Below are 22,420 nucleotides of genomic sequence, written 5' to 3'. Positions count from 1 at the left end.
CGCGCTGCAGCGCGGCATGTCGCCGCTTGCACGTTTGTATACAAACGTTATCCTCGTCGGCGATCCGACGCTGACGTTGCAGCGCAAACATCAAGGGAGAACCGGGGCAATGCGCCTGACCGTGAACGGCAGGAATCATGATGTCGACGCCGCTCCCGACACCGCATTGCTTCACGTGCTGCGCAACGACCTCGAATTGAACGGGCCGAAATACGGCTGCGGGCTCGGCGAGTGCGGCGCCTGCGCGGTGCTGATCGACGGCGTCGCTGCGCGTGCCTGCGTGATTCCGATCGAGGGCTGCGCCGGCCGCAACATCGTCACGCTCGAAGGTCTCGGCAGCCGCGAGCACCCCGATCCCGTGCAGGATGCCTTCATCCACGAACAGGCCGCGCAGTGCGGCTATTGCCTCAATGGCATGATCATCACCACCAAGGCCTTGCTGACGCGCAATCCCAATCCGTCTGAGCATGAGGTGCTGGAGGCGCTGCGCTACAACCTCTGCCGCTGCGGCGCGCATATCGAGATCATCCGCGCGGCGATGCGTGCGGCCGGCCACGCGCTCGAGGCGCGCGATTGATGGTGGACGCACGGGCTCCTGAGCAACGCCAGCGCGGCTCGCTGTCGGTCGTCCGCCCTGCGGTGCTGGGCGCCGAAGATGAGTTCGAGACCTTCATCACCATCACGGCCGACGGCACGGTCAATGCCTATAACGGCCATGTCGATCTCGGCACCGGCATCCGCACCGCGCTCGGTCAGATCGTTGCCGAAGAGCTCGACGTCTCCTTTGCCCGCGTCGTCGTGATCCTCGGCGACACCGCCGTGGTGCCGAACCAGGGCCCGACGATCGCAAGCGAAACCATCCAGATCACCGCCGTTCCCCTGCGCAAGGCCGCCGCGCAAGCGCGACACTTCTTGCTCGCACGCGCGGCCGAGCGGCTTGAGCTGCCGGCGAGTAGCCTCGCGATCGAGGACGGCCTGATCCGCGGCCACGACAACCGCAGCGTCAGCTATGGCGAGCTGATCGCGGACGAAACCATCCGGCTCGATCTTGCCGACGACGTTCCGGTCAAGGCCGTGAGCGCCTATTCCGTCGTCGGCAAGTCCGTGCCGCGCGTCGACGTGCTGGCGAAGGCCACCGGCGAGCTTGTCTACGTTCACGATGTGCGCGTGCCCGGCATGCTGCACGGCCGCGTGGTCCGCCCCCCTTACGCCGGCGTCGATGCCGGCCCGTTCGTCGGCACCAGCCTGATTGCGGTCGATGAAGCTTCGGTGCGCGATATTCCAGGCCTCGTCGCGGTGGTGCGGATCGGCGATTTCGTCGGCGTCGTTGCCGAGCGCGAGGAGAATGCGATCAAGGCCGCCGCGCAGCTCAAGGTGAGCTGGAAGCCGGGACCGGCGCTGACCGATCTTGCCGACGTGGAGAAGGCGCTGCGCGCCAATCCCTCGACGCCGCGCCAGCTGATCGACAAGGGCGACGTCGACGCCGCGCTCAAGGCCGCCGCCAAGCCGATGCAGCGGACTTATCTCTGGCCCTACCAGATGCACGGCTCGATCGGCCCGTCGTGCGCGGTCTCCGATTACAGCGAGGGCGCGATCCGGGTCTGGTCCGGCACCCAGAACCCGCACATCCTGCGCGGCGACCTGGCGCTGCTGATCCAGCGGCCGGAGTCCGAGATCGACGTGATCCGGATGGAGGTCGCCGGCTGCTACGGCCGCAACTGCGCCGACGATGTCTCTGCCGATGCATTGCTGCTGTCGCGCGCGGTCGGCCGCCCGGTGCGCGTGCAGCTCACCCGCGAGCAGGAGCATGCCTGGGAGCCGAAGGGCACCGCGCAGCTGATGGACGTCAATGGCGGGCTCAACGCCGACGGCAGCGTCGCCGCTTACGATTTTGCCACGCGCTATCCCTCGAACGGCGCGCCGACATTGGCACTGCTGCTCACAGGGCGGATCGCGCCTGAAGCCGCGGTGTTCGAGATGGGCGACCGCACCGCGATCCCGCCCTACGACTACGAGAACATGCGCGTGATCGCCAACGACATGCCGCCGATCGTGCGCGCGTCATGGTTTCGCGGCGTCTCGGCGCTGCCGAACACCTTTGCGCATGAATCCTACATCGACGAGCTTGCGGCGGAGGCGAAGGTCGATCCGATCGAGTACCGGCTGCGCTATCTGAAGGATAAGCGCGCGATCGATCTCGTCAATGCCGTTGCCGAGCGCGCCGGCTGGACGCCGCGCCCGGTGTGGAAAGAGCCCGAGGCGGACGGCGACATCGTGCGCGGCCGCGGCTTTGCCTATGCGCTCTACGTGCACAGCAAGTTTCCCGGTTACGGCGCGGCGTGGTCGGCATGGATCGCCGACGTCGCTGTCAACAAGGCGACCGGCGATGTCAGCGTGACCCGCGTCGTCGCCGGCCAGGATTCCGGATTGATGATCAATCCGGAGGGGGTGCGGCACCAGATCGAGGGCAACGTCATCCAGTCGACCAGCCGCGCGCTGATGGAGGAGGTCTCCTTCGAGCGCGGCGCGGTGGCGGCGCGGGAATGGGGCGCCTACCCCATCATCAAGTTTCCTGAGCTGCCGAAGATCGATGTGTTGATGCTGCCGCGGCAGGATCAACCGCCGCTCGGCGTCGGCGAGTCCGCCTCGGTGCCGAGCGCCGCTGCGATCGCCAACGCGATCTATGACGCGACCGGCATCCGCTTCCGCGAATTGCCGTTCACACCGGAACGCATTTTGAAGGGATTGCGCGGCGAGCAACCGGTCGCGCCCGCCCCGCTCCCGCCGCCTGCGCAGACGGCCGACCTCAACAGATGGCAGAATCCCTTTGCAAAGCGCGGCGGCGTGCTCGCCGGCATTGCCGCACTCTGCGCAGCGGCGATCGGCATCGGCGCGGCCGTGCTGCCCTGGCGCGCGATCGCGCCGATCGCCCGGCCCGACGCCTCGGTCTATTCCGCTGCGACGATCGCCCGTGGCAAGGAGCTTGCAGCGCTCGGCGCCTGCGCCGTCTGCCATACGTCGGAGCATGGCGTTCCGAACGCCGGCGGTCGGCCGCTGGAGACGCCGTTCGGCACCATCTTCACCACCAACATCACGCCCGACGTCGACACCGGCATCGGCGCCTGGTCCTATCCCGCCTTCGAGCGCGCGATGCGCGAGGGCATTCATCGCGACGGGCGCCATCTCTATCCGGCGTTCCCCTACACGCACTTCGCCAGGACCAGTGACGCCGACCTGCAGGCGCTCTATGCCTATCTGATGGCGCAGGCGCCGGAGCGCGCCGAAACGCCGGCCAACGCGCTCGTCTTTCCGTTCAACCTGCGGCCGCTGCTCGCCGGATGGAATGCGCTGTTCCATCAGGCGCAGGCGTTCCAGCCCGATCCATCGAAGTCAGCGATATGGAATCGCGGCGCCTATCTGATCGAAGGGTTCGGCCATTGCAGCGCCTGCCACTCGCCGCGCAATGCGCTCGGCGCCGAACGGCAGCGCGCCTATCTCGCTGGCGGCTTCGCCGAGGGCTGGGAGGCGCCGGCGCTGACGTCGCTGTCGAAGGCGCCGATCCCCTGGAGCGAGGACGAGCTCTACGCCTATTTGCGCACCGGCGAGTCGCGCCTGCACGGCGTTGCCGCAGGGCCGATGGCGCCGGTCGTGCAGGAGCTCGCCGCGCTGCCCGACCAGGACATCCGCGCGATGGCGGTCTACCTCGCCTCGTTCAACGAGGGCACCAATCGGTCGGCGCACGATGCCATGGCCGCCAAGCTCGAAGCCGGCACCGTCGTCACCACCTCCGCCTCGGCGGGGGCGCGGATCTATCAAGGCGCCTGCGCGGTCTGCCATGAGGTCGGCGGCCCGCCGCTGTTTGGCAGCCGGCCGTCGCTGGCGCTGAACAGCAATCTGCACAGCGACGCGCCCGACAATCTGATCCAGGTGATCCTGCACGGCATCGCCAAGCCGGCCGTGACCGATCTGGGCTACATGCCGGCGTTCAAGGACAGCATGAGCGACGGCCAGGTCGCCGAGCTCGTCAGCTTCCTCCGGCGGCAATTTGCCCCTGACAAGCCGGCCTGGGCCGATGTCGCCGCCACCGTCGGCCGTATACGGCAGACCATAGCGCGCTGACCTGCCATGTTCCGCCCGATACCCACTGGGCGGGCGGCGCCCGGCAGGCTAAGGTTCCCGCATGACCGTGACAGATATCGCGACCCGGACCTACAACCACGGCTGGCGGCTCGACCCGATCGTGCGCAGCCTGCTGGACACCGATTTCTACAAGCTGTTGATGCAGCAGATGATCCGGGAATGCTATCCGGACACGCGCACGACCTTTTCGGTGATCAACCGCTCGACCCATATCCGACTCGCCGAGGTCATCGACGAGGCCGAGCTGCGCGCCCAGCTCGACCACGCCCGCACCATCCGCTTCACCAAGAAGGAGCTGATCTGGCTCGCCGGTAACACGTTCTACGGCAAGACCCAGATGTTCTCGCCCGATTTCATCAACTGGCTCTCGAACTTCCGGTTGCCCGAATACGAGCTGCACAAGGTCGACGGCCAGTACGAGCTGCATTTCCACGGGCCGTGGACCCACACCACGATGTGGGAGATCCCGGCGCTCGCGATCCTCAACGAGCTGCGCTCGCGCGCGGCGACCAAGACCTACGGCCGCTTCGCGCTCGATGTTCTCTATGCGCGCGCCAAGGCAAAGCTGTGGGCCAAGGTCGAGCGGCTGCGCAAGCTGGACGGCTTGCGGCTGTCCGATTTCGGCACACGCCGCCGCCATGGCTTCCTCTGGCAGCGCTGGTGCGTCGAGGCGGTCAAGGAAGGCCTCGGCCCCTCCTTTACCGGAACGTCGAACGTGCTGCTCGCGATGGACAACGACCTCGAGGCGATCGGCACCAACGCGCATGAGCTGCCGATGGTCGCCGCCGCGCTCGCCAATGACGACGAGGCGCTGCGCTGGGCGCCCTATCGCATCCTCGATCAGTGGCGCCACACCTATGGCGGCAACCTCTTGATCGCGCTGCCCGATGCCTTCGGCACCAAGCCGTTCCTGCGCGACGCGCCCGATTGGGTCGCCGACTGGACCGGCTTTCGTCCCGACAGTGCGCCGCCGATCACCGCCGGCGAAGAGATCATCAAATGGTGGAAGCAGAAGGGCCGCGATCCCAAGGAGAAGCTGCTGGTGTTCTCCGACGCGATGGATGTCGGCTCGATCGAGGAGACGTTCCACCATTTCAAGGGACGCGTGCGCGTCAGCTTCGGCTGGGGCACCAACCTCACCAACGATTTCGTCGGCTGCGCGCCCGACGGCACCGCCGAGCTCGACCCGATCTCGATCGTGTGCAAGGTGACGTCGGTCGACGGACGACCAGCCGTCAAGCTCTCCGACAATCCGGAGAAGGCGACCGGCATCCCCTCCGAGGTCGAGCGCTATCTGCGCGTGTTCGGCAATGTCGGCCGTGTTCGCACCGCAGTTCACGTCTAACAAAGCGTTTTCAAGCGAAGTGGACACCGGTTCGCGTGAAGAAAACGCGTCAAACAAAAGACTCCTCGCCAACCCACCACTCCCATCGACTGACCCGACGAGTTTCGCATGCCCGCACCCAAGCCGCCTGCCTTCGAAACCCTGAGCCTGCACGCCGGCCAGCGCCCCGATCCCGCGACCGGCGCGCGCGCGGTTCCGATCTATCAGACCACGTCCTACGTGTTCCAGGATGCCGATCATGCCGCGGCGCTGTTCAATCTGGAGCGCGCCGGCCACATCTACACCCGCATCTCCAATCCGACGACCGCCGTATTGGAAGAGCGCATCGCCGCGCTCGAATGCGGCGTCGGCGCGATCTGCACCGCCAGCGGCATGGCCGCGATGCATCTTGCGATCGCGACCCTGCTCAATGCCGGCGACCACATCGTCGCCTCCGCCTCGCTCTATGGCGGCACCATCAATCTGCTGGCGCACACGCTGCCGCGGTTCGGCATCACCACGACGTTCGTGAAGCCGCGTGCGCTCGACGAATTCCGTGCCGCGATCAAGCCGAACACCCGCCTCGTGATCGGCGAGACCATCGGCAATCCCGGCCTCGAAGTACTCGATATCCCCGCGGTGGCTCAAATCGCGCATGATGCGAAGATTCCGCTTCTGATCGACAATACGTTTGCGACGCCCTATCTGAGCCAGCCGATCGAGCTCGGCGCCGACATCGCGATGAACTCGGCGACCAAATGGATGGGCGGCCACGGCATCGCGATCGGCGGCGTGATCGTCGACGGCGGGCGGTTCGACTGGCGCGCCTCCGGCAAATTCCCGCAGCTCACCGAGCCCTATGCCGGCTATCACGGCATCGTCTTCGACGAGCAGTTCGGCAAGGCCGCCTTCATCATGCGCGCCCGCACCGAGGGCCTGCGCGATTTCGGCGCCTGCCTGTCGCCGACCAACGCGTTCCAGCTGCTGCAGGGCATCGAGACGCTCGGCGTCCGCATGGACCGCCACGTCAGCAACACCCATGCGGTGCTGGACGCCCTCGCCGCGAACAAGGCGGTCGACTGGGTGCTGCATCCCTCGCTGGAGACGCATCCGGATTACGCGCTCGCCAAGAAGCTGTTGCCGCGCGGCGCCGGCTCGATCGTCAGCTTCGGCATCAAGGGCGGCCGCGCCGCCGGCAAGAAGTTCATCGAGTCCTTGAAGCTGATCAGCCATCTCGCCAATGTCGGCGACGCCAAGACGCTGGTGATCCATCCCGCCAGCACCACGCATCAGCAGATGGACGCCGAGCAGCTCAAGGCCGCCGGCATCGGCGAGGAGCTGGTGCGGCTGTCGGTCGGCATCGAAACCGCGCAGGATATCATCGACGATCTCGGCCAGGCGCTGCGCGCCTCGCAAAGGACTTGAGCGCCATGCAGCTTTCCGTGAACGGATCAGACACCTTCATCGCGACCGGCGGCAAGCCGTTCGATCCGTCGCTGCCGGCGGTGGTGATGATCCACGGCGCCGGCTTCGATTCCTCGACCTGGGCGCTGCACAGCCGCTGGTTCGCCCATCATGGCCATTCCGTGCTGGCGCCGGATCTGCCGGGCCACGGCCGCTCCGCCGGCCAGCCGCTCCCGACCATCGCCGAGATGGCCGACTGGATCGCGGCGCTGATCACGGCAGCCGGCGCGTCGAAAGCGCGGCTGATCGGCCATTCGATGGGCTCGCTGATCGCGATCGAGACCTCGGCGCGGCATCCCGACAAAGTTTCAGGCCTCGCGCTGATCGGCACCGCCGCGACCATGACGGTCGGCCCCGATCTGTTGAAGGCCGCCGAGGCCAATGACGTCGCTGCGATCGACATGGTCTCGATCTGGGGCCTCGGCTTCAAGGCCGAGCTCGGCGGCAGCCTCGCGCCGGGCCTGTGGATGCATCAGGGCGCGCAGCGGGTGCTGCAGGAGGCGAAGCCCGGCGTGCTCTACAACGACCTCAACGCCTGCAACGCCTACCAGAACGCGCTCACTGCTGCGGCCGCGGTCAAGGTGCCCGCGACCTTCGTGCTCGGCGAACGCGACATGATGACCCCGGCCAAGGCCGGCAAGACACTCGCCGCCGCGACGCCGAACGCCCGCACCGTCGTGCTGTCGGGCGCCGGCCACATGATGATGGTCGAGACGCCCGACGAACTGCTGGCAGCGCTGCAGTAGCGGCGCGCAAGCTCCTCTTCCCTTCTCCCCTCATGTCCGCCGTAGCCTTGGCGAAGGCGGATGTGGGAGAAGGTGGCATAGGCGGCCAATGGCCGCCGTTTCTAAACAACGCCGACGCGCAGCGTCGGCTACGGCGGCGGATGAGGGGCTCTCTCCGCAGATGAGATCGGGGAGACAGAACCCTCACCCCGCTCCGATGCTCTTGCACTCGAACTGCCGTTTGCCGCTGCTACTGCCGGTGAGTTGGAGAACCTCCTTCGAAGGTGCGCGCCCCCAAAATATCGAAAACAACCCCATGCAAAGTAGCAGGGCGCCCGCCGGCGCGTGGAGAGGCAACTTGACATGTCGGGCAAATCAACGATATCTTCTATTATTCAGAATTTTTGCCAAACGTCATCGCATGCGCATCCGCGCGTGCGGATGCTGTCGCCGCCTCGAACCCTAGTGAACTCCCGAAGTCAGACTGGTAGGTCAAGGCTGCGCGCAGTCACGTGACCAGCAGGATCCAGGGAGTTCCGATTACAAGGAACACGGCGAGAAAGAAGAGCGTCACAAGCAGGCCAAGCCGATAGAGCTCCCGCTGTGCGAGATAGCCGCTGCTTACGAAGATGACGTTCTGGCTGCCACCCTGGGGCGTAATGACTGAGAAGTAACTGCTTGCAAACAGCAGAGCAAACGCCATCAACGGTGCGGGCACGCCTCCTCGGATGCCGACGTCAACAAAGACGCCGAGCAAAGCCAGCACCTGTGAAGTCTGACTGACAAACATGTAGTGAATTAACACGTACAGTGCGACCAGTATGACGTAGGTCATCTGCCACGAAAGGCCGACGATGTAGGACGCCAGCCGCTGGCCGACGTACCCCATAAATCCGAGTTCGTTGAGCTGCCCGCTCAAGGCAAACAGCACGGCAAGCCACAGAAACGCTTCGAGGGCCTCTCCGTGTTCTGCAATGTCTTTCAATCCTATGACATTTGACATGAGCAACATTCCGAGGCCAGCGAAAGCGACGCTGGTCGAATTCAGCTGCAACGAATCGCCAAATACCCAACCCAGGATCATGAATGCGAAGATTCCGGCCGTGATCCATTCATCGCGCTTGAGCGGACCAAGTGCCGCAAGCTCCTTCCGGGCAGCAACGGGTGCATCGGGTGTTTGGCCAATCCCTGGCGGGAAAATGCGCGCCACAAGCCAGGGAAGCAGCAAGAGCGCAATCAGCGCAGGCACTGCGGCCACGATCAGCCACTGGCCGAAGCCGATTTCTACCCCGAACCCCTTGACTATCTGGACCCCGAGCGGGTTGGCCGAGGTGGCGGTCATCCAAAGCGCAGACGAAACCGACAAGCTCGCCATCCCGCAGAACATGAGATAGCCGCCCAGTTTACGCCCCTCGGGCTCCTCCGGTCGCGAACCGGACCCGCTGGCGACCGACAGCACTATCGGGAATAGAACACCACCTCGCGCCGTGTTACTGGGAAAACCCGGAGCAATGATGGCGTCCGTTATGACGATACTGTAGGCAAGCCCGAGAGACGATTTGCCGAACAGACCGACCATGAACAGGCTGATCCGCCGCCCCAAGCCCGACTTCACCACGGCGAGCGCGACCAGGAAGGCAATCACGACCAGCAACACGCTGGCGTTGGCAAAGCCCGCAAAGGCCTTCGCCGGCGAAATAGTGCCGGTCAGGACCACCGCCGCGACAGCGAGCAGCGCGGATGGGAGCAACGGAAAAGAGCCGATCAGGACCGATGCGATCGCCGATGCAAACACGGCGAACAGGTGCCAGGCGGGCGGGGTCAATCCAGCCGGAACGGGTGTCAGCCAGATGCCGACCGCCAGCATGAACGGCAACGCCGGCTTCAGGAATGTGAGGGGGCGTTTCATGGCTTGGACGTTCCTGCGCCGGGCTCACTTGGTGTTGAAAGAAATCGGACCTTGCCGCTGAGCCCCATCGACTGGCCCTGAACGACACCGTCTTCGTTTTCCAGAAGAAAGCGCCAGGAGAATTCGTAGGTGCCCGTCGCACCCTTGTACCGACCGCTGCCGCCCACAAATGTCCCGACGATGCGATTGCCTGCCGGGGTGGTTTCGCCGCGAAGCTCGCTATAGACGTGATTGTCTGTGTCATCCGTCCAGACAGCCCGTCCTGTCAGGCCGGTAGCGCTGTCGTTGAGTACGATGGCCTCGGCGCGGAAGCCCAGCGCAGGACGTGAGGACCCGTAGAGCATGAGTGATCCTCTGTAATCGGCAACCGAAGCTCGTCGATCGCCACCGAGTCCAATGTCGCGGCGGCTGCCAGCCGCGGTCCACGTTCCGCTGAACTCGTGCCACTCGGAATCTTCGGAGGCAGCTTGCACCGGCGACACAGCGCCAGCTCCCGCAAGTATTAGCGCTACGAAAAGAAGAGATGATCTTTGCCAGCCATCGCGCCGGAGCCACGGTGCAGCGCGGAAGCTGCGGCCGCTCATCATCAGACAACCGCACCAGAGCGCAGCGAAAAGAAACATATTTCGCCTCCGCGTATACTTAGGGCCGGATACCTGCACGGAATTGAAATCCCGCCTTGACATGGATCAATCGATGTCAGGCGCAGAGTGCGCAGCACCTAAACGGAGCCGAGAAGGCCAACGGGAGATGATTTCATGTCAGACGCCTCAGCGCCTCGACGCGTACTGGATCCGATGGAACGAATCTCGGAGACCTTATTCGGTCTGATTATGGCACTTACCTTCATCTGCTCCCTGAGTATCGCATCGGGTGCTGGCATCAACATCGTACGATGCTGCTGGGAGCGCTAGGCTGCAATCTGGCCTGGGGTATTGTTGACGGCGGTCTTTATCTTCTGGCTCGTATCAATGACCGGGGTAACAAGGCTCTCACGCTTCGCGCAATCAGGCAGGCGCCCGATCCCGAAACAGCGCAGCGCATCATCTCAGATGCATTGCCGCCTCAATTGGCGGCAATCCTACCTCTGGACCGACTGGAAGTCCTTCGGAAAACTTTGCAGCAATTGCCTGAACCGTTCCTTGGTCCAAGGCTGACGAAGCGCGACTGGACGGGAGCGCTGGGCCTTTGCTTGTTGAGTTTCTTTTCGATCTTCCCGCTGACAATTCCGTTCGTGTTGCTGCGCGACCCCAGATTAGCCTTGCATGTGACCTACGTTGTCGCCATCGTGATGCTGTTCTGCTGCGGTTACGCATTTGGAGTCCGTAGCGGGTTGCGGCCCTGGATGGCAGGGCTGTCGATGGTGGCTATGGGGAGTGCACTGGTTGGCGTCGCGGTAGCTCTTGGAGGGTAAGCGACAGTGCGGCAGCGAAAAGACGCAACACGTGGTCGCTCGATCACAGGGGTGGTCGCGCTATGGCTTTTGCTTTCGACCAGCGATCTCGCTTTTGCCCAAGCCCCCAACCCAACCGGAGCAATCGGCCTTGGTAATCGCGGATGGTCGGCGGCCGACACCAACCACACGACGTCTGCGAACGAACTGGAATTCAGCGCCCGCGCGGGACTTGCGTCCGACTACATCTATCGCGGCGTGACATTGTCCAATCACGGACCTGCAGTCGGCGCCGCCCTGGAAGCAAGATGGGGCCAGCTATATGCCGGCACAACGGTCGCCACCGTCAACCTGCCGACACAACCAGCCGCCGAGTTCACCTACACCGCTGGTATCCGTCCGACATTCGCAACCATCGATTTCGATTTTGGCGTGACCTATTTCGCCTATCCCGGAGAAAGACTTCCCGGCGAAACCAACGGAATCAATTATTGGGAGACGGTTATCCGCGGTGACCGGAAAATCAGCGAACAAGTCCGCCTTGCCGCAGGCTACGCCTATTCGCCGAACGTCTCGAACACCGGGGCTTGGAGCCAATATGTGGCAGGTGGCGTCGGCTATGATGTGCCGAGCCAATTGCTGCCGCACGACGTCGCCATATCCTTCACAACCGCTGCCGGTTATTCCTGGTTCGGCAATCAAAGCCAGCAGCTCGGCGGATTCCCTTTACCTTCCTATCTCAATTGGCAGGCGGGCGTGACCTTCACCCACAAGGCTTTCAACTTCGACCTGCGCTACTACGACACCAATCTGACGAAGGAAAACTGCTTTGTCTTTACCGGCGATCCAAACGCGCAGCCAGGCGGTCGTGTAAACCTCTCCACCAACCCGGATGGCCTGACCTCGAACTGGTGCGGCGCGACGTTTGTCGCCAAGGTCTGGTTTGCATTGAACTAGTCAGGAACTTTGGGGCTTAGGGTTGTTGCCGGGCCGCCCGGCCCGCATGCCGAGTTGCGAATGAAGTCTCTATCCGCGGAGACGGACCCCTCACCCGCTTCACTGCTTCGCCGGCTTCCTCCCGATCGGATGGATCTCGATCGCGCGCAGGCGGCCGAGGCGGAGCACGTTCATCGACAGGGTCCGGTCGATCCGGCTGTGGTCGAGCGCGCGGATCAGATCGTCGACGCCGTTGATCTCGATGCCGTCGAGCCTGATCACGACGTCGCCGGGCAGCAGCGCGGCGCGCGCGGCCGGGCTGTCCGGCTCGATCTGCATCAAGAGCGCGCCCATCTTGTTCTCGACACCGGCCAGCACCGCGTGGCGCCGCGGCACCGGCGCGGTCTGGCCGGCGACGCCGATATAGGCGCGGCGGACATAGCCATGGCGGATGATCTCCGACAGGACGAACTGCGCGGTGTTGCTGGCGACCGCAAAGCAGATGCCCTGCGCGCCGTTGATGATTGCGGTGTTGATGCCGATCACCTCGCCCTTCGACGACACCAGCGGCCCGCCGGAATTGCCGGGGTTGAGCGCGGCATCGGTCTGGATCACGTCCTCGATGGTGCGCCCGCTCACCGAGCGGATCGAACGTCCGAGCGCCGACACCACGCCGGCGGTGACGGTCGATTCGAAGCCGAGCGGATTGCCGATCGCGACCACGAGCTGGCCGCGCCGCAGCGTCTTGGAGTTGCCGAGCGACGCGTAAGGCAGATCGCGCGCGCCATCGGCCCGCAGCAGCGCGAGATCGGTGTCGGGATCGACGCCGAGCACATGGGCGTCGGTGACGAAGCCCTCGGTGTCGCGCAGGCGGATCTCCTTCGACGATCCGACCACATGGCTGTTGGTCAGCACGAAGCCATCGGGCGAGATCACGATGCCCGAGCCGAGCGCGCCGCGCTCGCGCGCGTTGCGCAGCTTCGGCCCGGTCTCGACCCGGACCACGGCCGGGCCGACGCGGTCGGTGACGTCGATCACGGCATTCGAATAGGCATCCAGCAAAGCCCGGTCGTTATCCTGGGCAGCATCGGCCGTTCGCGGTGACGGCGTGTCACCGGCGGTATCTGAGGTAATATCCAGCATGGCGAGAATCCTTTGGTCTCCTCAGATGGTGACCGGCTCCCCACGCCGCAAGTGGTTACGCCCTGCACCTGCCCGGATGGCTAGGGCTGCGTCTCTGACGCGCGATTGACTCAGTGTCATTCCGGGGCTCGCGAAGCGAGAACCCGGAATCTCGATGCACGACCTCTGGATTCCCCGATGCGCGATTGCGCATCTGAGGTTCGCGACTTCGTCGCGCCCCGGAATGACGGAATGGACTGTCAAGTCACGGACACAACGCTAGGTCGCCCGTCGCAGCGTGCCGCCGCGCGCCCTGACCGGATCGAGCAGCGACCAGTCGCCCTCCGGCAGCACATGGCCTTTCGGGAACGGCGCGCGCAGCTCGAGGCCGAGCGAGCGCAGCACGCGGTCGTCGCGGTAGTAGCATTGCAGCACCACGCGGACGAGCGTCGCCGCGGCAGCACCGCCACGGCTACGAAACTCCCGCGCCACCGCATCGCGCCCGGCATCGTCGAGCTCGGCGAGCGGCTTGCCCGCGAGATCAGCCAGATGATCCAGCGCCTGCGCGACCAGCGCGGTGTCGCGGCCGAGCGTCGCCAGCATGTCGGCCTGGATCGCGGCATCATCCGCACCCGGCACCTTGTACTCGTCACTTTCGGGAACGATCATCGCGGCGACGGTGCGCAGATCGGCGCGCTGGGCTGCGGTCAGTTGTTTTGCATCGGACATGGACGGTCTCAGTCGAACAGGTTGGCGAGGCGCTGCTTCATCTGGTCGGCGATGTAGAGCGCAAGGGCCTGGATGGTGGAGGTCGGGTTCACGCCGCCCGAGGTGACGAAGATGCTGCCGTCGACGATGAAGAGGTTCTTCACGTCGTGCGAGCGGCCCCATTCGTTGACCACGGAGCGCGCCGGATCGGTGCCCATCCGCGCGGTGCCGAGCAGATGCCAGCCGCCCCACGGGATCGGATCGTTGATGCAGATGTCGGTGGCGCCGGCGGCCTCGAGAATCTCCCGGCCGCGCGCCAGCCCGTGATCCATCATCTTCCGGCTGTTCGCGCTGATCGTGTAGTCGATCTTCGGCGCCGGGATGCCGTGGCTGTCCTTCAACACGGGATCGAGCGTGACGCGGTTGTGCTCCTCCGGCAGATCCTCGCAGATCGCCGATACCGCGAGACGATGGCCGTTGAGCTTGCGGAACACGCGGTGATGATCCTTGCCCCAGGGCAGGATGCCCTTCTGCTCGCTCGCGACCGCCTCGAACACCGGCCCGGCGCCGCGGCCGAACTGGATGCCGTAGCCGCGGACGAAGCCGCGCGACAGATCGGTGTCGTAGAACTCCTTGCTCCACAGGCAGGTCGGCGGCGCGCGGTTGCTGTCGGTCGGCTCCTTCACGAAGCCGTAGATCTGCGCGTAGGGGTGGAACATCAGGTTCTTGCCGACCAGGCCCGACGAGTTGGCGAGGCCATTCGGGAATTTGCCTGACACCGAATTGAGCAGCAGCCGCGGCGTGCCGACACCGTTGCAGGCGATGATGACGACCTCGGCCGGCTGAAACTGCTCGACGCCGTCCTTGTCGTAGTAGACCACGCCGGAGGCCATGCCGTGCTCGTTGGTCAGGATCTCGCGCACCCGGCAATGGGTCTTGAGCTCGACCCCGGCGCGGACCGCGTGCGGCCAGTAGGTGATGTCGGTCGAGGCCTTGGCACCCTGCGCGCAGGCCGGCGTGCAGTGGCCGAGATTGATGCAGCGCGCCCTGCCCTCGTAATCCATCGTCGCCACGGTCGTGTCCGACGGCCACCAGTGCCAGCCGAGCTTGTTCATGGCCTTGCCGATCAGCGGGCCGGATAGCCCGAGCGGCTGCTGCGGCATCGGCGGGTGGCTCAGCGGCGACAGCGGATCGCCCGACAGGCCCGAGACGCCCATCATCCGATCGTTCTCCTCGAAGAACGGGGTGAGCGCGTCGTAGTCGATCGGCCAGTCATCGGCGACGCCGTCGAGCGTCTTCACCTTGAAGTCGGACGGATGCAGCCGCGGCCAGTGCGCGGTGTACATCACCGTCGAGCCGCCGACGGCGTTGAAGTTGACGACCTTGATCGGCGAATTGTCGTCGTTGATCGGATAGTCCTCGGGCCGCTTGCGGACGTTCGGGCTGGACGACCACTCGCCGTAGAACTTCGCCTCCCAGTCGCGCCCGGTGCTCGGATATTCGGCCGGATTCATCCAGCCGCCCTGATCGAGGCAGAGGATATGCATCTTGGTATCGGCGAGGCTCCAGGCCACCGCGGCGCCGGAGGCGCCGGCGCCGATGATCAGGACGTCAACGGGATCGTTCTTCATTCTTGTTCCTTGATCTCAGATGACCCCGTCATTCCGGGATGGTCCGAAGGACCAGACCCGGAATCTCGAGATTCCGGGTTCGATGCTCTGCATCGCCCCGGAATGACAACCCCACAACTTCAATTGACGATTCTCACCGGCAAGCTTCGTATACCGCGGATGAAATTGGAATAGAGCCTTTGCGGCGGACCCATCAGCTCAAAACGCAGATCGCGCGCCAGAACCTCCTCCCAGAGGATGCGCAGCTGCTGCTCGGCGAGGCGATCGCCGACGCAGCGGTGGACGCCGGCGCCGAAGGCGAGATGCTGGCGCGGCTTGGCGCGGTCGATGATGAATTCATCGGCACGCTCGATCTTGTCCTCGTCGCGGTTGCCGGAGATGTACCACATCACGACCTTGTCGCCCTTCTTGATCCGGCGGCCGGCAAGCTCGACGTCGTTGCGTGCGGTGCGGCGCATGTGCAGCACCGGCGTGTGGTAGCGGATGGTCTCGGACACCAGGTTCGGGATCAGCTCCGGCCTCGCGCGGACCAGCTCGAACTGCTCCGGGTTCTCGTACAGCGCCATCAGCCCGGCCGACATTGAGTTGCGCGTGGTGTCGTTGCCGCCGACGATCAACAGCCCGATCGTGCCGATGAACTCGCGCGGCTCCAGATTCCGCGTCGCGTCCGAATGCGCCAGCATCGAGATCAAATCGAAGGTCGGCGGCGCATCGGCCCGCGCCTCCCACAGCTTGCGGAAATATTCTCCCATCTTGACCAGTTCGGCGGTGCGTTCAGCCTCCGAACGCACCACCGAATCGGGGGATTCGACGTTGGCGATCGCAACATCCGACCACCAGGTCAGCTTGGCGCGGTCTTCAGGGGGGAAATCGAACAGCGTCGCCAGCATCATGTTGGTGAGGTCGACCGAGACCCGCTCGGCCCAGTCGAAGGTCTCGTTGCGCGGCAGCGCATCGAGTACGGCTGCGGTGCGCTTGCGGATCAGGGCGTCGAAATTGGCGAGGTTCGACGGCGCTACGATCGGCGCCACCGTGCGGCGCTGCGCGGTGTGGCCGGGCGGATCCATGCGGATGAAGCTCGGCCGCTCCTGCCCCTTCGGCTGGTCCGTGACCTGGATACCGCCAAGCTCGGAGGCCGACGAATAGTTCTGGTGATCCAGCTCGACCGCGAAGATGTCGTCATAGCGCGTCACCGACCAGTAGGGGCCGTAGGCCGACGCCTCGCAATAATGCACGGGATCGTCGCGGCGGAGTTGCGCGAACAGCGGCCGCCAGGTGTCGTCCTGATAAAGCCGGGGATTGCTGACGTCTATGGACGTCGGCCTGCGCAGCGCCTCTCCCATCGCTTCACTCCCGTTAGGTTCCGTCGCCGCTTGGCGGGCGATCGTCGTGTCGGGCCGACGATAGAGGGAATCCCGCAGCCGAGTAAAGCCGCGGGGCGGACAGTCCGCCGCGCGGAATGCGCGCGGGCCGACGCACCCGGCAAATCCCGATAGCTGCCCCGCTCCGCGATGTTTGTCGGCAGCAGGAAGACCGGCTAGCCTTGCGGGCAATCAATCCATCGGGGAGCAACGACAGGTGGCCGAATTGCGCCAGGACAACACCGCCCAGACGGCTGCGCTGGACTACGACGTCATCATCATCGGCGCCGGCCTGTCCGGCATGTACCAGCTCTACCGGCTGCGCGAGCTTGGTCTCAGCGCGCGCGTGTTCGAGGCCGGCACCGGCGTCGGCGGCACCTGGTACTGGAACCGCTATCCCGGCGCACGTTTCGATTCCGAGAGCTATTCCTATGGCTACTCGTTCTCGAAGGAGCTGCTCGAGGAATGGGAGTGGTCGGAGCATTTCGCCGGCCAGCCCGAGACCTTGCGCTACTGCAACTATGTCGCCGACAAGTTCGACCTGCGCCGCGACATCCAGTTCGAGAGCCGCGTCACGTCCGCGATCTACCAGGACGACACGCGAAGCTGGCGGGTCACACTCGAAAGTGGCGCGCAGCACTCCTGCCGCTTCCTGATCACCGCGATCGGCCCGTTGTCGACGCCGACCCTGCCGCGCATCGAGGGCCGCGACGATTTCAGGGGCCAATCGTTCCACACCGCGCGCTGGCCGAAGGAGAACGTGGATTTCACCGGCAAGCGCGTCGCCGTGATCGGCACCGGCGCGACCGGCATCCAGACCATCCAGACCATCGCCGGCGAGGTCGGGCATCTCACCGTGTTCCAGCGCACCGCCAACTGGGCGGCGCCGCTGCACAACGGCAAGATCGACGCCGAGACGCAAGCCATGATCAAGGCCGGCTATCCCGAGATCTTCGCGCGCTGCAAGGAGACCTTCGCCTGCTTCGTGCATACGCCCGATCCGCGCGGCGCGTTCGAGGTGAGCGAGGCGGAGCGCGAGGCGTTCTACGAGAAGCTCTATGGCGAGCGCGGCTTCGGCATCTGGCAGGGCAACTTCAAGGACATCCTGATCGACCGCGCGGCGAATGCCACGATCAGCGATTTCGTCGCGCGCAAGATCCGTCAGCGCGTGAAGAACCAGGCGGTCGCCGAGATGCTGATCCCGAAGAACCACGGCTTCGGCACGCGGCGGCTGCCGCTCGAGACCTTCTATTACGAGGTCTACAACCGCGACAATGTCGAGCTGGTCGATATCAAGGAGACGCCGATCGAGCGGATCACGCCCGAGGGCATCCGGACGACCGACAAGGACTACGCCTTCGACATCATCATCTACGCCACCGGCTTCGATGCCATCACCGGCAGCTTCGACAAGATCGATTTCCGCGGCGCGCACGGTGCGCGGCTGAAGGAGAAATGGACGCACGGCCCGGAAACCTATCTCGGGCTGATGGTCGACGGCTTCCCCAACATGATGATGCTGATGGGCCCGCACACCGCGCTCGGCAACATCCCGCGCAGCATCGAATACAGCGTGGATTGGGTCACCGGGCTGATCCGCTTTGCGCAGGAGAGAGGCCTGACCTTCCTCGACGCCACGCCCGAAGGCACCGCCGACTGGACCGAGCATGTCAAGGCGCTCGGCGTCGGCCTGCTCTCAAACGAGGTCGATTCCTGGATGACCGGCATCAACCGCAACGTCGAGGGCAAGCAAACCCGCATCGTCGCCCGCTACAGCGGCAGCGCCCCGGCATATCGCGCGCGATGCGACGAGGTGGCGGCGAAGGGGTATGCGGAGTTGCGGTTGGGGTAACTCTCTCAATGACGCGAGACGCCCGCCCACCCGCCGCCGTCGTCCCGGCGAAAGCCGGGACCCATAACCACAGGGTTGGGTTGTTGAAGGAGGCTATGGCCCCAGCACCGTGCAACAATGACCATCGGTGGTTATGGGTCCCGGCCTTCGCCGGGACGACACCGAGTTTGATGCACGATCTAACTCGCCCTACGCCACCCTACCACGCATCGATGCACGGCCGCTTGCGGTGGGTCCGCGGCTCAGCTTTCGGCACCGAGCGCAGGCCGGCCATGATCCAGTGCCGGGTGTCGGCGGGATCGATCACCTCGTCGATCTCGAGCACCGAGGCGATCGAGACCGCCTTGCCGTTGGCGTAGAGCTCGGCGACCTTGGTCTGGAAATACTTCTCGCGCTCGACCGGGTCCTCGATCGCCTCCATCTCCTTGCGGAAGCCGAGGCGGACATAGCCTTCGAGACCCATGCCGCCGAACTCGCCGGTCGGCCACGCCACCGTGAAGAACGAGGCGTGGAAGCCGCCGCCGATCATCGACTGTGCGCCGAGGCCATAGCCCTTGCGCAGCACGATGCCGAACAGCGGCACCGTGATGCTCGCGCCGGTGACGAACATCCGCGCGACGTGGCGCACGATCGCGGTCTTCTCTGCCTCGGGGCCGACCATGAAGCCCGGCGTGTCGCAGAGCGAGACGATCGGAATGTCGAAGGCGTCGCACAGCTGCATGAAGCGCGCGGCCTTGTCGCCGGCAGGTGCGTCGATCGCCCCGCCGAGATGCTTTGGATTGTTGGCGATCAGGCCGAACGGCTTGCCCTCGATGCGGATGAAGGCGGTGATCATGCCGACGCCGAAATCGCGCCGGATCTCCAGCACCGAGCCTTCGTCGGCGATCAGGTCGATCACGTTGCGGATGTCGTAGACCCGCAGGCGATTTTCCGGGATCGCACGGCGCAGCAGCCGCTGGTCCGGCGCCTTCCAGTCCTGCACCGCGCCCTGGAAGTAGGACAGATATTTCTGTGCCACCGTGGTCGCCTCGGCCTCGTCCTCGACCAGGATGTCGATCACGCCGTTCGGCGACTGGAACGAGACCGGGCCGACCTCGGCCGGATGGTAGACGCCGAGCCCGCCGCCCTCGATCATCGCCGGACCGCCCATGCCGATCGACGCATTTTTGGTGGCGATGATGACATCGCAGACGCCGAGCATCGCGGCATTGCCGGCGAAGCAATAGCCGGAGACCACGCCGACCACGGGCACCAGTCCGGAGAGTTTTGCGAACTGCACGAAGGACGGGCCGTCGAGGCCGGTCATGCCGAGCCGGTCGGTATCGCCGGGACGACCGCCGCCGCCCTCGGCGTAGAACACCAGCGGCATGCGCCACTGCTCGGCGAGGCCGAGCATGCGGTCGATCTTCTTGTGGTTCATATGGCCCTGGGTGCCGGCGAGCACGGTGTAGTCGTACGAGATCACCATGCAGCGCGCGCCGTCGGCGCCGAAATCCTTGGCGTTGACGGTGGCGACGCCTGATATCAGGCCGTCGGCCGGCGTGTTCTTGATGAGATCTTCGACCTTGCGGCGGCGGCGCTGCGCCGCGATCGCGAGCGACCCGTATTCGACGAACGAGCCCTCATCGACCAGCTGCGCGATGTTCTCGCGCGCGGTGCGCTGGTTGGTCTTCCGGCGGCGCTCGACCGAGGCCGGGCGGTTCTCGTCCAGTGTGATCGCCTTGCGCGCGATCAGCTCGGCGAGATCAGGCCGGATGTGATCGAGATCGATCGCGGCCTCCTCCGCCGCGTGATGGCCGTCGACCTCGGCAGGCTCGAAGAACAGGATCGGCTCGCCATGCATCAGGGTGACGCCGATGCCGCCCGCGATCCTGGTCACCCGGCCGCCATGCGGCGCCGTGACCAGATGCTCCATCTTCATCGATTCCAGCACCGCGATCTGCTGGCCGGGCCGAACCAGATCGCCCTCCGCGACCTCGATCGCCACGATCGTGCCCTGCAGCGGCGCCGGCACCGGGAGCGATCCCTCGGGCGCTGCTTCGGCAGCAACGGCCTTGGTCGCAGCCGCCTCGCTCACTTCGATCAAGGGTGCGGCGAGATCCTGCGCCGCGCCGACCAGCGCCGCAACATGGGTATCGATGAAGTTGGTGCTGATCTTGTTCCGGCCAAAGCTCTGGTGCGCCAGAATGGCGCCGAGGAACGGGATGTTGGTGGCGACGCCGCCGATCCGGAATTCGCGCAAGGCGCGCGATGCCTTGTGCACCACGTCGGTCCACTTTGGGCTCGGCGAATGCACGATGACTTTTGCCAGCAGCGAGTCGAACGCGGCAGAGGTCCGGTAACCGGAATAGCCGAACGTATCGACGCGAACGCCGGGGCCGGACGGCAGGTCGAACACACTGAGCGTGCCGCCGGTTGGCTTTGTGATGCCCTTCTCGTCCATCACCTCCATGTTGACGCGAAGCTGCATCGCATAGCCGCGCGGCAGCGGCACGGTGGCCTGCGCCAGCCCAAGCGAAGCGAGCGTGGCGCCGGCGGCGACCGCGAGCTGCGCGCGCACGAGGTCGACGCCGAGCACCTCCTCGGTGACGGTGTGCTCGACCTGCAGTCGCGGATTGGCCTCGATGAAGGCGAAGGCACCCTCACCTTCGCCGGCTTCGTCATCGACCAGGAATTCGAAGGTGCCGAGGTTGTCGTAGCGCGCAGCCGTGGCAAGCTGCTTCGCCGCCTCGATGATGCGCGCGCGCATTCCCTCGCTCAGCGACGGGCTCGGCGCCACCTCGATGAGCTTCTGGTTGCGGCGCTGGATGGTGCATTCGCGCTCCCAGAGATGGCTGATGACGCCGTGACGGTCGCCGATGATCTGCACCTCGATATGGCGCGCCTTGCGGATCAGCCGTTCGACATAAACCGCATCGTTGCCGAACGCCGCCTTGGCCTCCGACTGGCAGCGCGCATAGGCCTCGTCGAGCTTGGCGGCATCCTCGACCACCCGCATGCCGCGCCCACCGCCGCCGGCGATCGCCTTGATCATCACGGCGGCGCCGGCGCCGAGCGCGGCGAAGAACGTCTTTGCCTCGTCGAGACTGGTCGCGCCTGATGTGCCGGCAATGATCGGGACGCCGCATTTTTTCGCCAGCGCCTTTGCCTTGGCCTTGTCGCCGAACAGATCGAGCGCCTCTGGCGACGGGCCGACGAAGGTGATCTTCTCCTCGGCACAGCGCCGCGCCAATTGGGTGTTCTCGCTGAGGAAGCCGTAGCCTGGATGCAACGCGTCGCAGCCCGCGGCCTTGGCCGCCGCAACCACCGCCTCGATGTCGAGATAGGCCCGCGCGCCGCGGCCGGGGATCTCGCGCGCCTCGTCGGCGGATCGGACATGCAGCGAGGCGGCATCGTCGGCGGGATAGATCGCGACGGTCGCGATGCCGCTGTCGGCAGCGGCGCGGGCAATCCGGATCGCGATCTCACCGCGGTTGGCAATCAGCAATTTTTTGAAGGACATGATCGGTTCCGTAAGTTTGCTCACCTCGCCCCGCTTGCGGGGAGAGGTCGAAATTTGCGCGCAGCGCGAATTTCGGGTGAGGGGGACTCTCCGCGAGCTCGCCTGCGGAGACTCCCCCTCACCCGAAGCCTACGCTTCGCTTCGGCTTCGACCTCTCCCTGCAAGCGCAGGGGTGTCCGGGGAATGATTCACTGTGTCGCGGTGCATGCTCGGCAGGACCGAGGCAAATCGGTCTTTTCTGATTGTCGAGACACAGAGGGCCGAGCATGCGATATCGCGGTAGCATTTTTGGAAGGCTGCTTGAACCGATCAATCGACGGCAGTTTCAGACGGTTGTGGATCGTCTGGACGGG

Annotated in this window: 15 protein-coding genes; 8 read left to right on the top strand and 7 right to left on the bottom strand. The window is 65.1% G+C overall.

Annotation, left to right across the window (positions count from 1 at the left end; translation table 11 throughout):
- Positions 1-109: 109 nt before the first annotated feature.
- The 5 genes from ACZBJS_RS16640 (at position 110) to ACZBJS_RS16620 (ending at position 7,674) form a co-directional block, all read left to right on the top strand.
- Positions 110-577 carry a (2Fe-2S)-binding protein gene (locus ACZBJS_RS16640; RefSeq protein ID WP_057017562.1) on the top strand — a complete coding sequence of 156 codons (468 nt, stop codon included), beginning with the start codon at positions 110-112 and terminating at the stop codon, positions 575-577.
- Complete coding sequence (locus ACZBJS_RS16635) at positions 577-4,119, top strand: molybdopterin cofactor-binding domain-containing protein (protein ID WP_463438877.1); 3,543 nt, start codon at positions 577-579, stop codon at positions 4,117-4,119. Before ACZBJS_RS16640 ends, ACZBJS_RS16635 begins: the two co-directional genes overlap by 1 nt.
- A 61-nt stretch (positions 4,120-4,180) precedes the next feature.
- The gene (pncB, locus tag ACZBJS_RS16630) at positions 4,181-5,485 is read left to right on the top strand and encodes a nicotinate phosphoribosyltransferase (protein WP_028343682.1); all 1,305 of its coding nucleotides are present in this window, start codon (positions 4,181-4,183) and stop codon (positions 5,483-5,485) included.
- A 108-nt stretch (positions 5,486-5,593) separates the two neighbouring features.
- The gene (locus ACZBJS_RS16625; protein WP_069276947.1) at positions 5,594-6,889 is read left to right on the top strand and encodes an O-acetylhomoserine aminocarboxypropyltransferase; all 1,296 of its coding nucleotides are present in this window, start codon (positions 5,594-5,596) and stop codon (positions 6,887-6,889) included.
- Positions 6,890-6,894: 5 nt separating this feature from the next.
- Positions 6,895-7,674, top strand: coding sequence for an alpha/beta fold hydrolase (locus ACZBJS_RS16620; protein WP_463438876.1), 780 nt, complete (start codon positions 6,895-6,897; stop codon positions 7,672-7,674).
- 487 nt (positions 7,675-8,161) lie between these two features.
- Here ACZBJS_RS16620 and ACZBJS_RS16615 read toward each other — a convergent pair whose 3' ends face one another.
- Positions 8,162-9,562 carry a DASS family sodium-coupled anion symporter gene (locus ACZBJS_RS16615; RefSeq protein WP_463438875.1) on the bottom strand — a complete coding sequence of 467 codons (1,401 nt, stop codon included), beginning with the start codon at positions 9,560-9,562 and terminating at the stop codon, positions 8,162-8,164.
- Positions 9,559-9,906: a hypothetical protein gene (locus ACZBJS_RS16610; protein ID WP_463438874.1), complete on the bottom strand. Its 348-nt coding sequence runs from the start codon at positions 9,904-9,906 to the stop codon at positions 9,559-9,561. Before ACZBJS_RS16610 ends, ACZBJS_RS16615 begins: the two co-directional genes overlap by 4 nt.
- Positions 9,907-10,457: 551 nt before the next feature.
- Here ACZBJS_RS16610 and ACZBJS_RS16605 point away from each other — a divergent pair.
- Together ACZBJS_RS16605 and ACZBJS_RS16600 are read left to right on the top strand one after the other, a co-directional pair.
- Positions 10,458-10,976, top strand: a complete 519-nt coding sequence (locus ACZBJS_RS16605; RefSeq protein ID WP_463438873.1) for a VIT1/CCC1 transporter family protein — start codon at positions 10,458-10,460, stop codon at positions 10,974-10,976.
- 6 nt (positions 10,977-10,982) lie between these two features.
- Positions 10,983-11,912, top strand: a complete 930-nt coding sequence (locus ACZBJS_RS16600) for a TorF family putative porin (RefSeq protein WP_463438872.1) — start codon at positions 10,983-10,985, stop codon at positions 11,910-11,912.
- Between the two features lie 99 nt (positions 11,913-12,011).
- Here the strand turns inward: ACZBJS_RS16600 and ACZBJS_RS16595 are convergent, their stop codons facing one another.
- The 4 genes from ACZBJS_RS16595 to ACZBJS_RS16580 form a co-directional block, all read right to left on the bottom strand.
- The gene (locus ACZBJS_RS16595) at positions 12,012-13,034 is read right to left on the bottom strand and encodes a S1C family serine protease (RefSeq protein ID WP_463438871.1); all 1,023 of its coding nucleotides are present in this window, start codon (positions 13,032-13,034) and stop codon (positions 12,012-12,014) included.
- A gap of 258 nt (positions 13,035-13,292) precedes the next feature.
- Positions 13,293-13,742 (bottom strand): hypothetical protein, encoded by a 450-nt coding sequence (locus tag ACZBJS_RS16590; protein WP_057017567.1) that lies wholly within the window; start codon positions 13,740-13,742, stop codon positions 13,293-13,295.
- A gap of 8 nt (positions 13,743-13,750) precedes the next feature.
- On the bottom strand, positions 13,751-15,352 hold the full coding sequence (locus tag ACZBJS_RS16585; protein WP_057017568.1) for a GMC family oxidoreductase: 1,602 nt from the start codon (positions 15,350-15,352) through the stop codon (positions 13,751-13,753).
- 119 nt (positions 15,353-15,471) lie between these two features.
- Positions 15,472-16,695, bottom strand: coding sequence for a cytochrome P450 (locus ACZBJS_RS16580; RefSeq protein WP_463438870.1), 1,224 nt, complete (start codon positions 16,693-16,695; stop codon positions 15,472-15,474).
- Between the two features lie 235 nt (positions 16,696-16,930).
- Between ACZBJS_RS16580 and ACZBJS_RS16575 the strand changes: the two genes are divergently transcribed.
- Positions 16,931-18,565, top strand: coding sequence for a flavin-containing monooxygenase (locus ACZBJS_RS16575; RefSeq protein WP_463438869.1), 1,635 nt, complete (start codon positions 16,931-16,933; stop codon positions 18,563-18,565).
- 199 nt (positions 18,566-18,764) lie between these two features.
- Here ACZBJS_RS16575 and ACZBJS_RS16570 read toward each other — a convergent pair whose 3' ends face one another.
- Entirely contained in the window at positions 18,765-22,067 is a 3,303-nt protein-coding gene (locus tag ACZBJS_RS16570; protein ID WP_463438868.1) for a carboxyl transferase domain-containing protein, read from the bottom strand.
- Positions 22,068-22,420: the final 353 nt, after the last annotated feature.

The organism is Bradyrhizobium sp. KZN70725, assembly GCF_055264925.1.
Note: the sequence above shows the minus strand (reverse complement) of the source record. Positions and strands in the feature narration are given on the sequence as shown.

Coding starts and splice junctions, on each gene's coding strand:
- ACZBJS_RS16640 (WP_057017562.1), top strand. CDS start 110: ATGCGCCTGACCGTGAACGGCAGGAATCATGATGTCGACGCCGCTCCC.
- ACZBJS_RS16635 (WP_463438877.1), top strand. CDS start 577: ATGGTGGACGCACGGGCTCCTGAGCAACGCCAGCGCGGCTCGCTGTCG.
- pncB (WP_028343682.1), top strand. CDS start 4,181: ATGACCGTGACAGATATCGCGACCCGGACCTACAACCACGGCTGGCGG.
- ACZBJS_RS16625 (WP_069276947.1), top strand. CDS start 5,594: ATGCCCGCACCCAAGCCGCCTGCCTTCGAAACCCTGAGCCTGCACGCC.
- ACZBJS_RS16620 (WP_463438876.1), top strand. CDS start 6,895: ATGCAGCTTTCCGTGAACGGATCAGACACCTTCATCGCGACCGGCGGC.
- ACZBJS_RS16615 (WP_463438875.1), bottom strand. CDS start 9,562: ATGAAACGCCCCCTCACATTCCTGAAGCCGGCGTTGCCGTTCATGCTG.
- ACZBJS_RS16610 (WP_463438874.1), bottom strand. CDS start 9,906: ATGCTCTACGGGTCCTCACGTCCTGCGCTGGGCTTCCGCGCCGAGGCC.
- ACZBJS_RS16605 (WP_463438873.1), top strand. CDS start 10,458: ATGCTGCTGGGAGCGCTAGGCTGCAATCTGGCCTGGGGTATTGTTGAC.
- ACZBJS_RS16595 (WP_463438871.1), bottom strand. CDS start 13,034: ATGCTGGATATTACCTCAGATACCGCCGGTGACACGCCGTCACCGCGA.
- ACZBJS_RS16590 (WP_057017567.1), bottom strand. CDS start 13,742: ATGTCCGATGCAAAACAACTGACCGCAGCCCAGCGCGCCGATCTGCGC.
- ACZBJS_RS16585 (WP_057017568.1), bottom strand. CDS start 15,352: ATGAAGAACGATCCCGTTGACGTCCTGATCATCGGCGCCGGCGCCTCC.
- ACZBJS_RS16580 (WP_463438870.1), bottom strand. CDS start 16,695: ATGGGAGAGGCGCTGCGCAGGCCGACGTCCATAGACGTCAGCAATCCC.
- ACZBJS_RS16570 (WP_463438868.1), bottom strand. CDS start 22,067: ATGTCCTTCAAAAAATTGCTGATTGCCAACCGCGGTGAGATCGCGATC.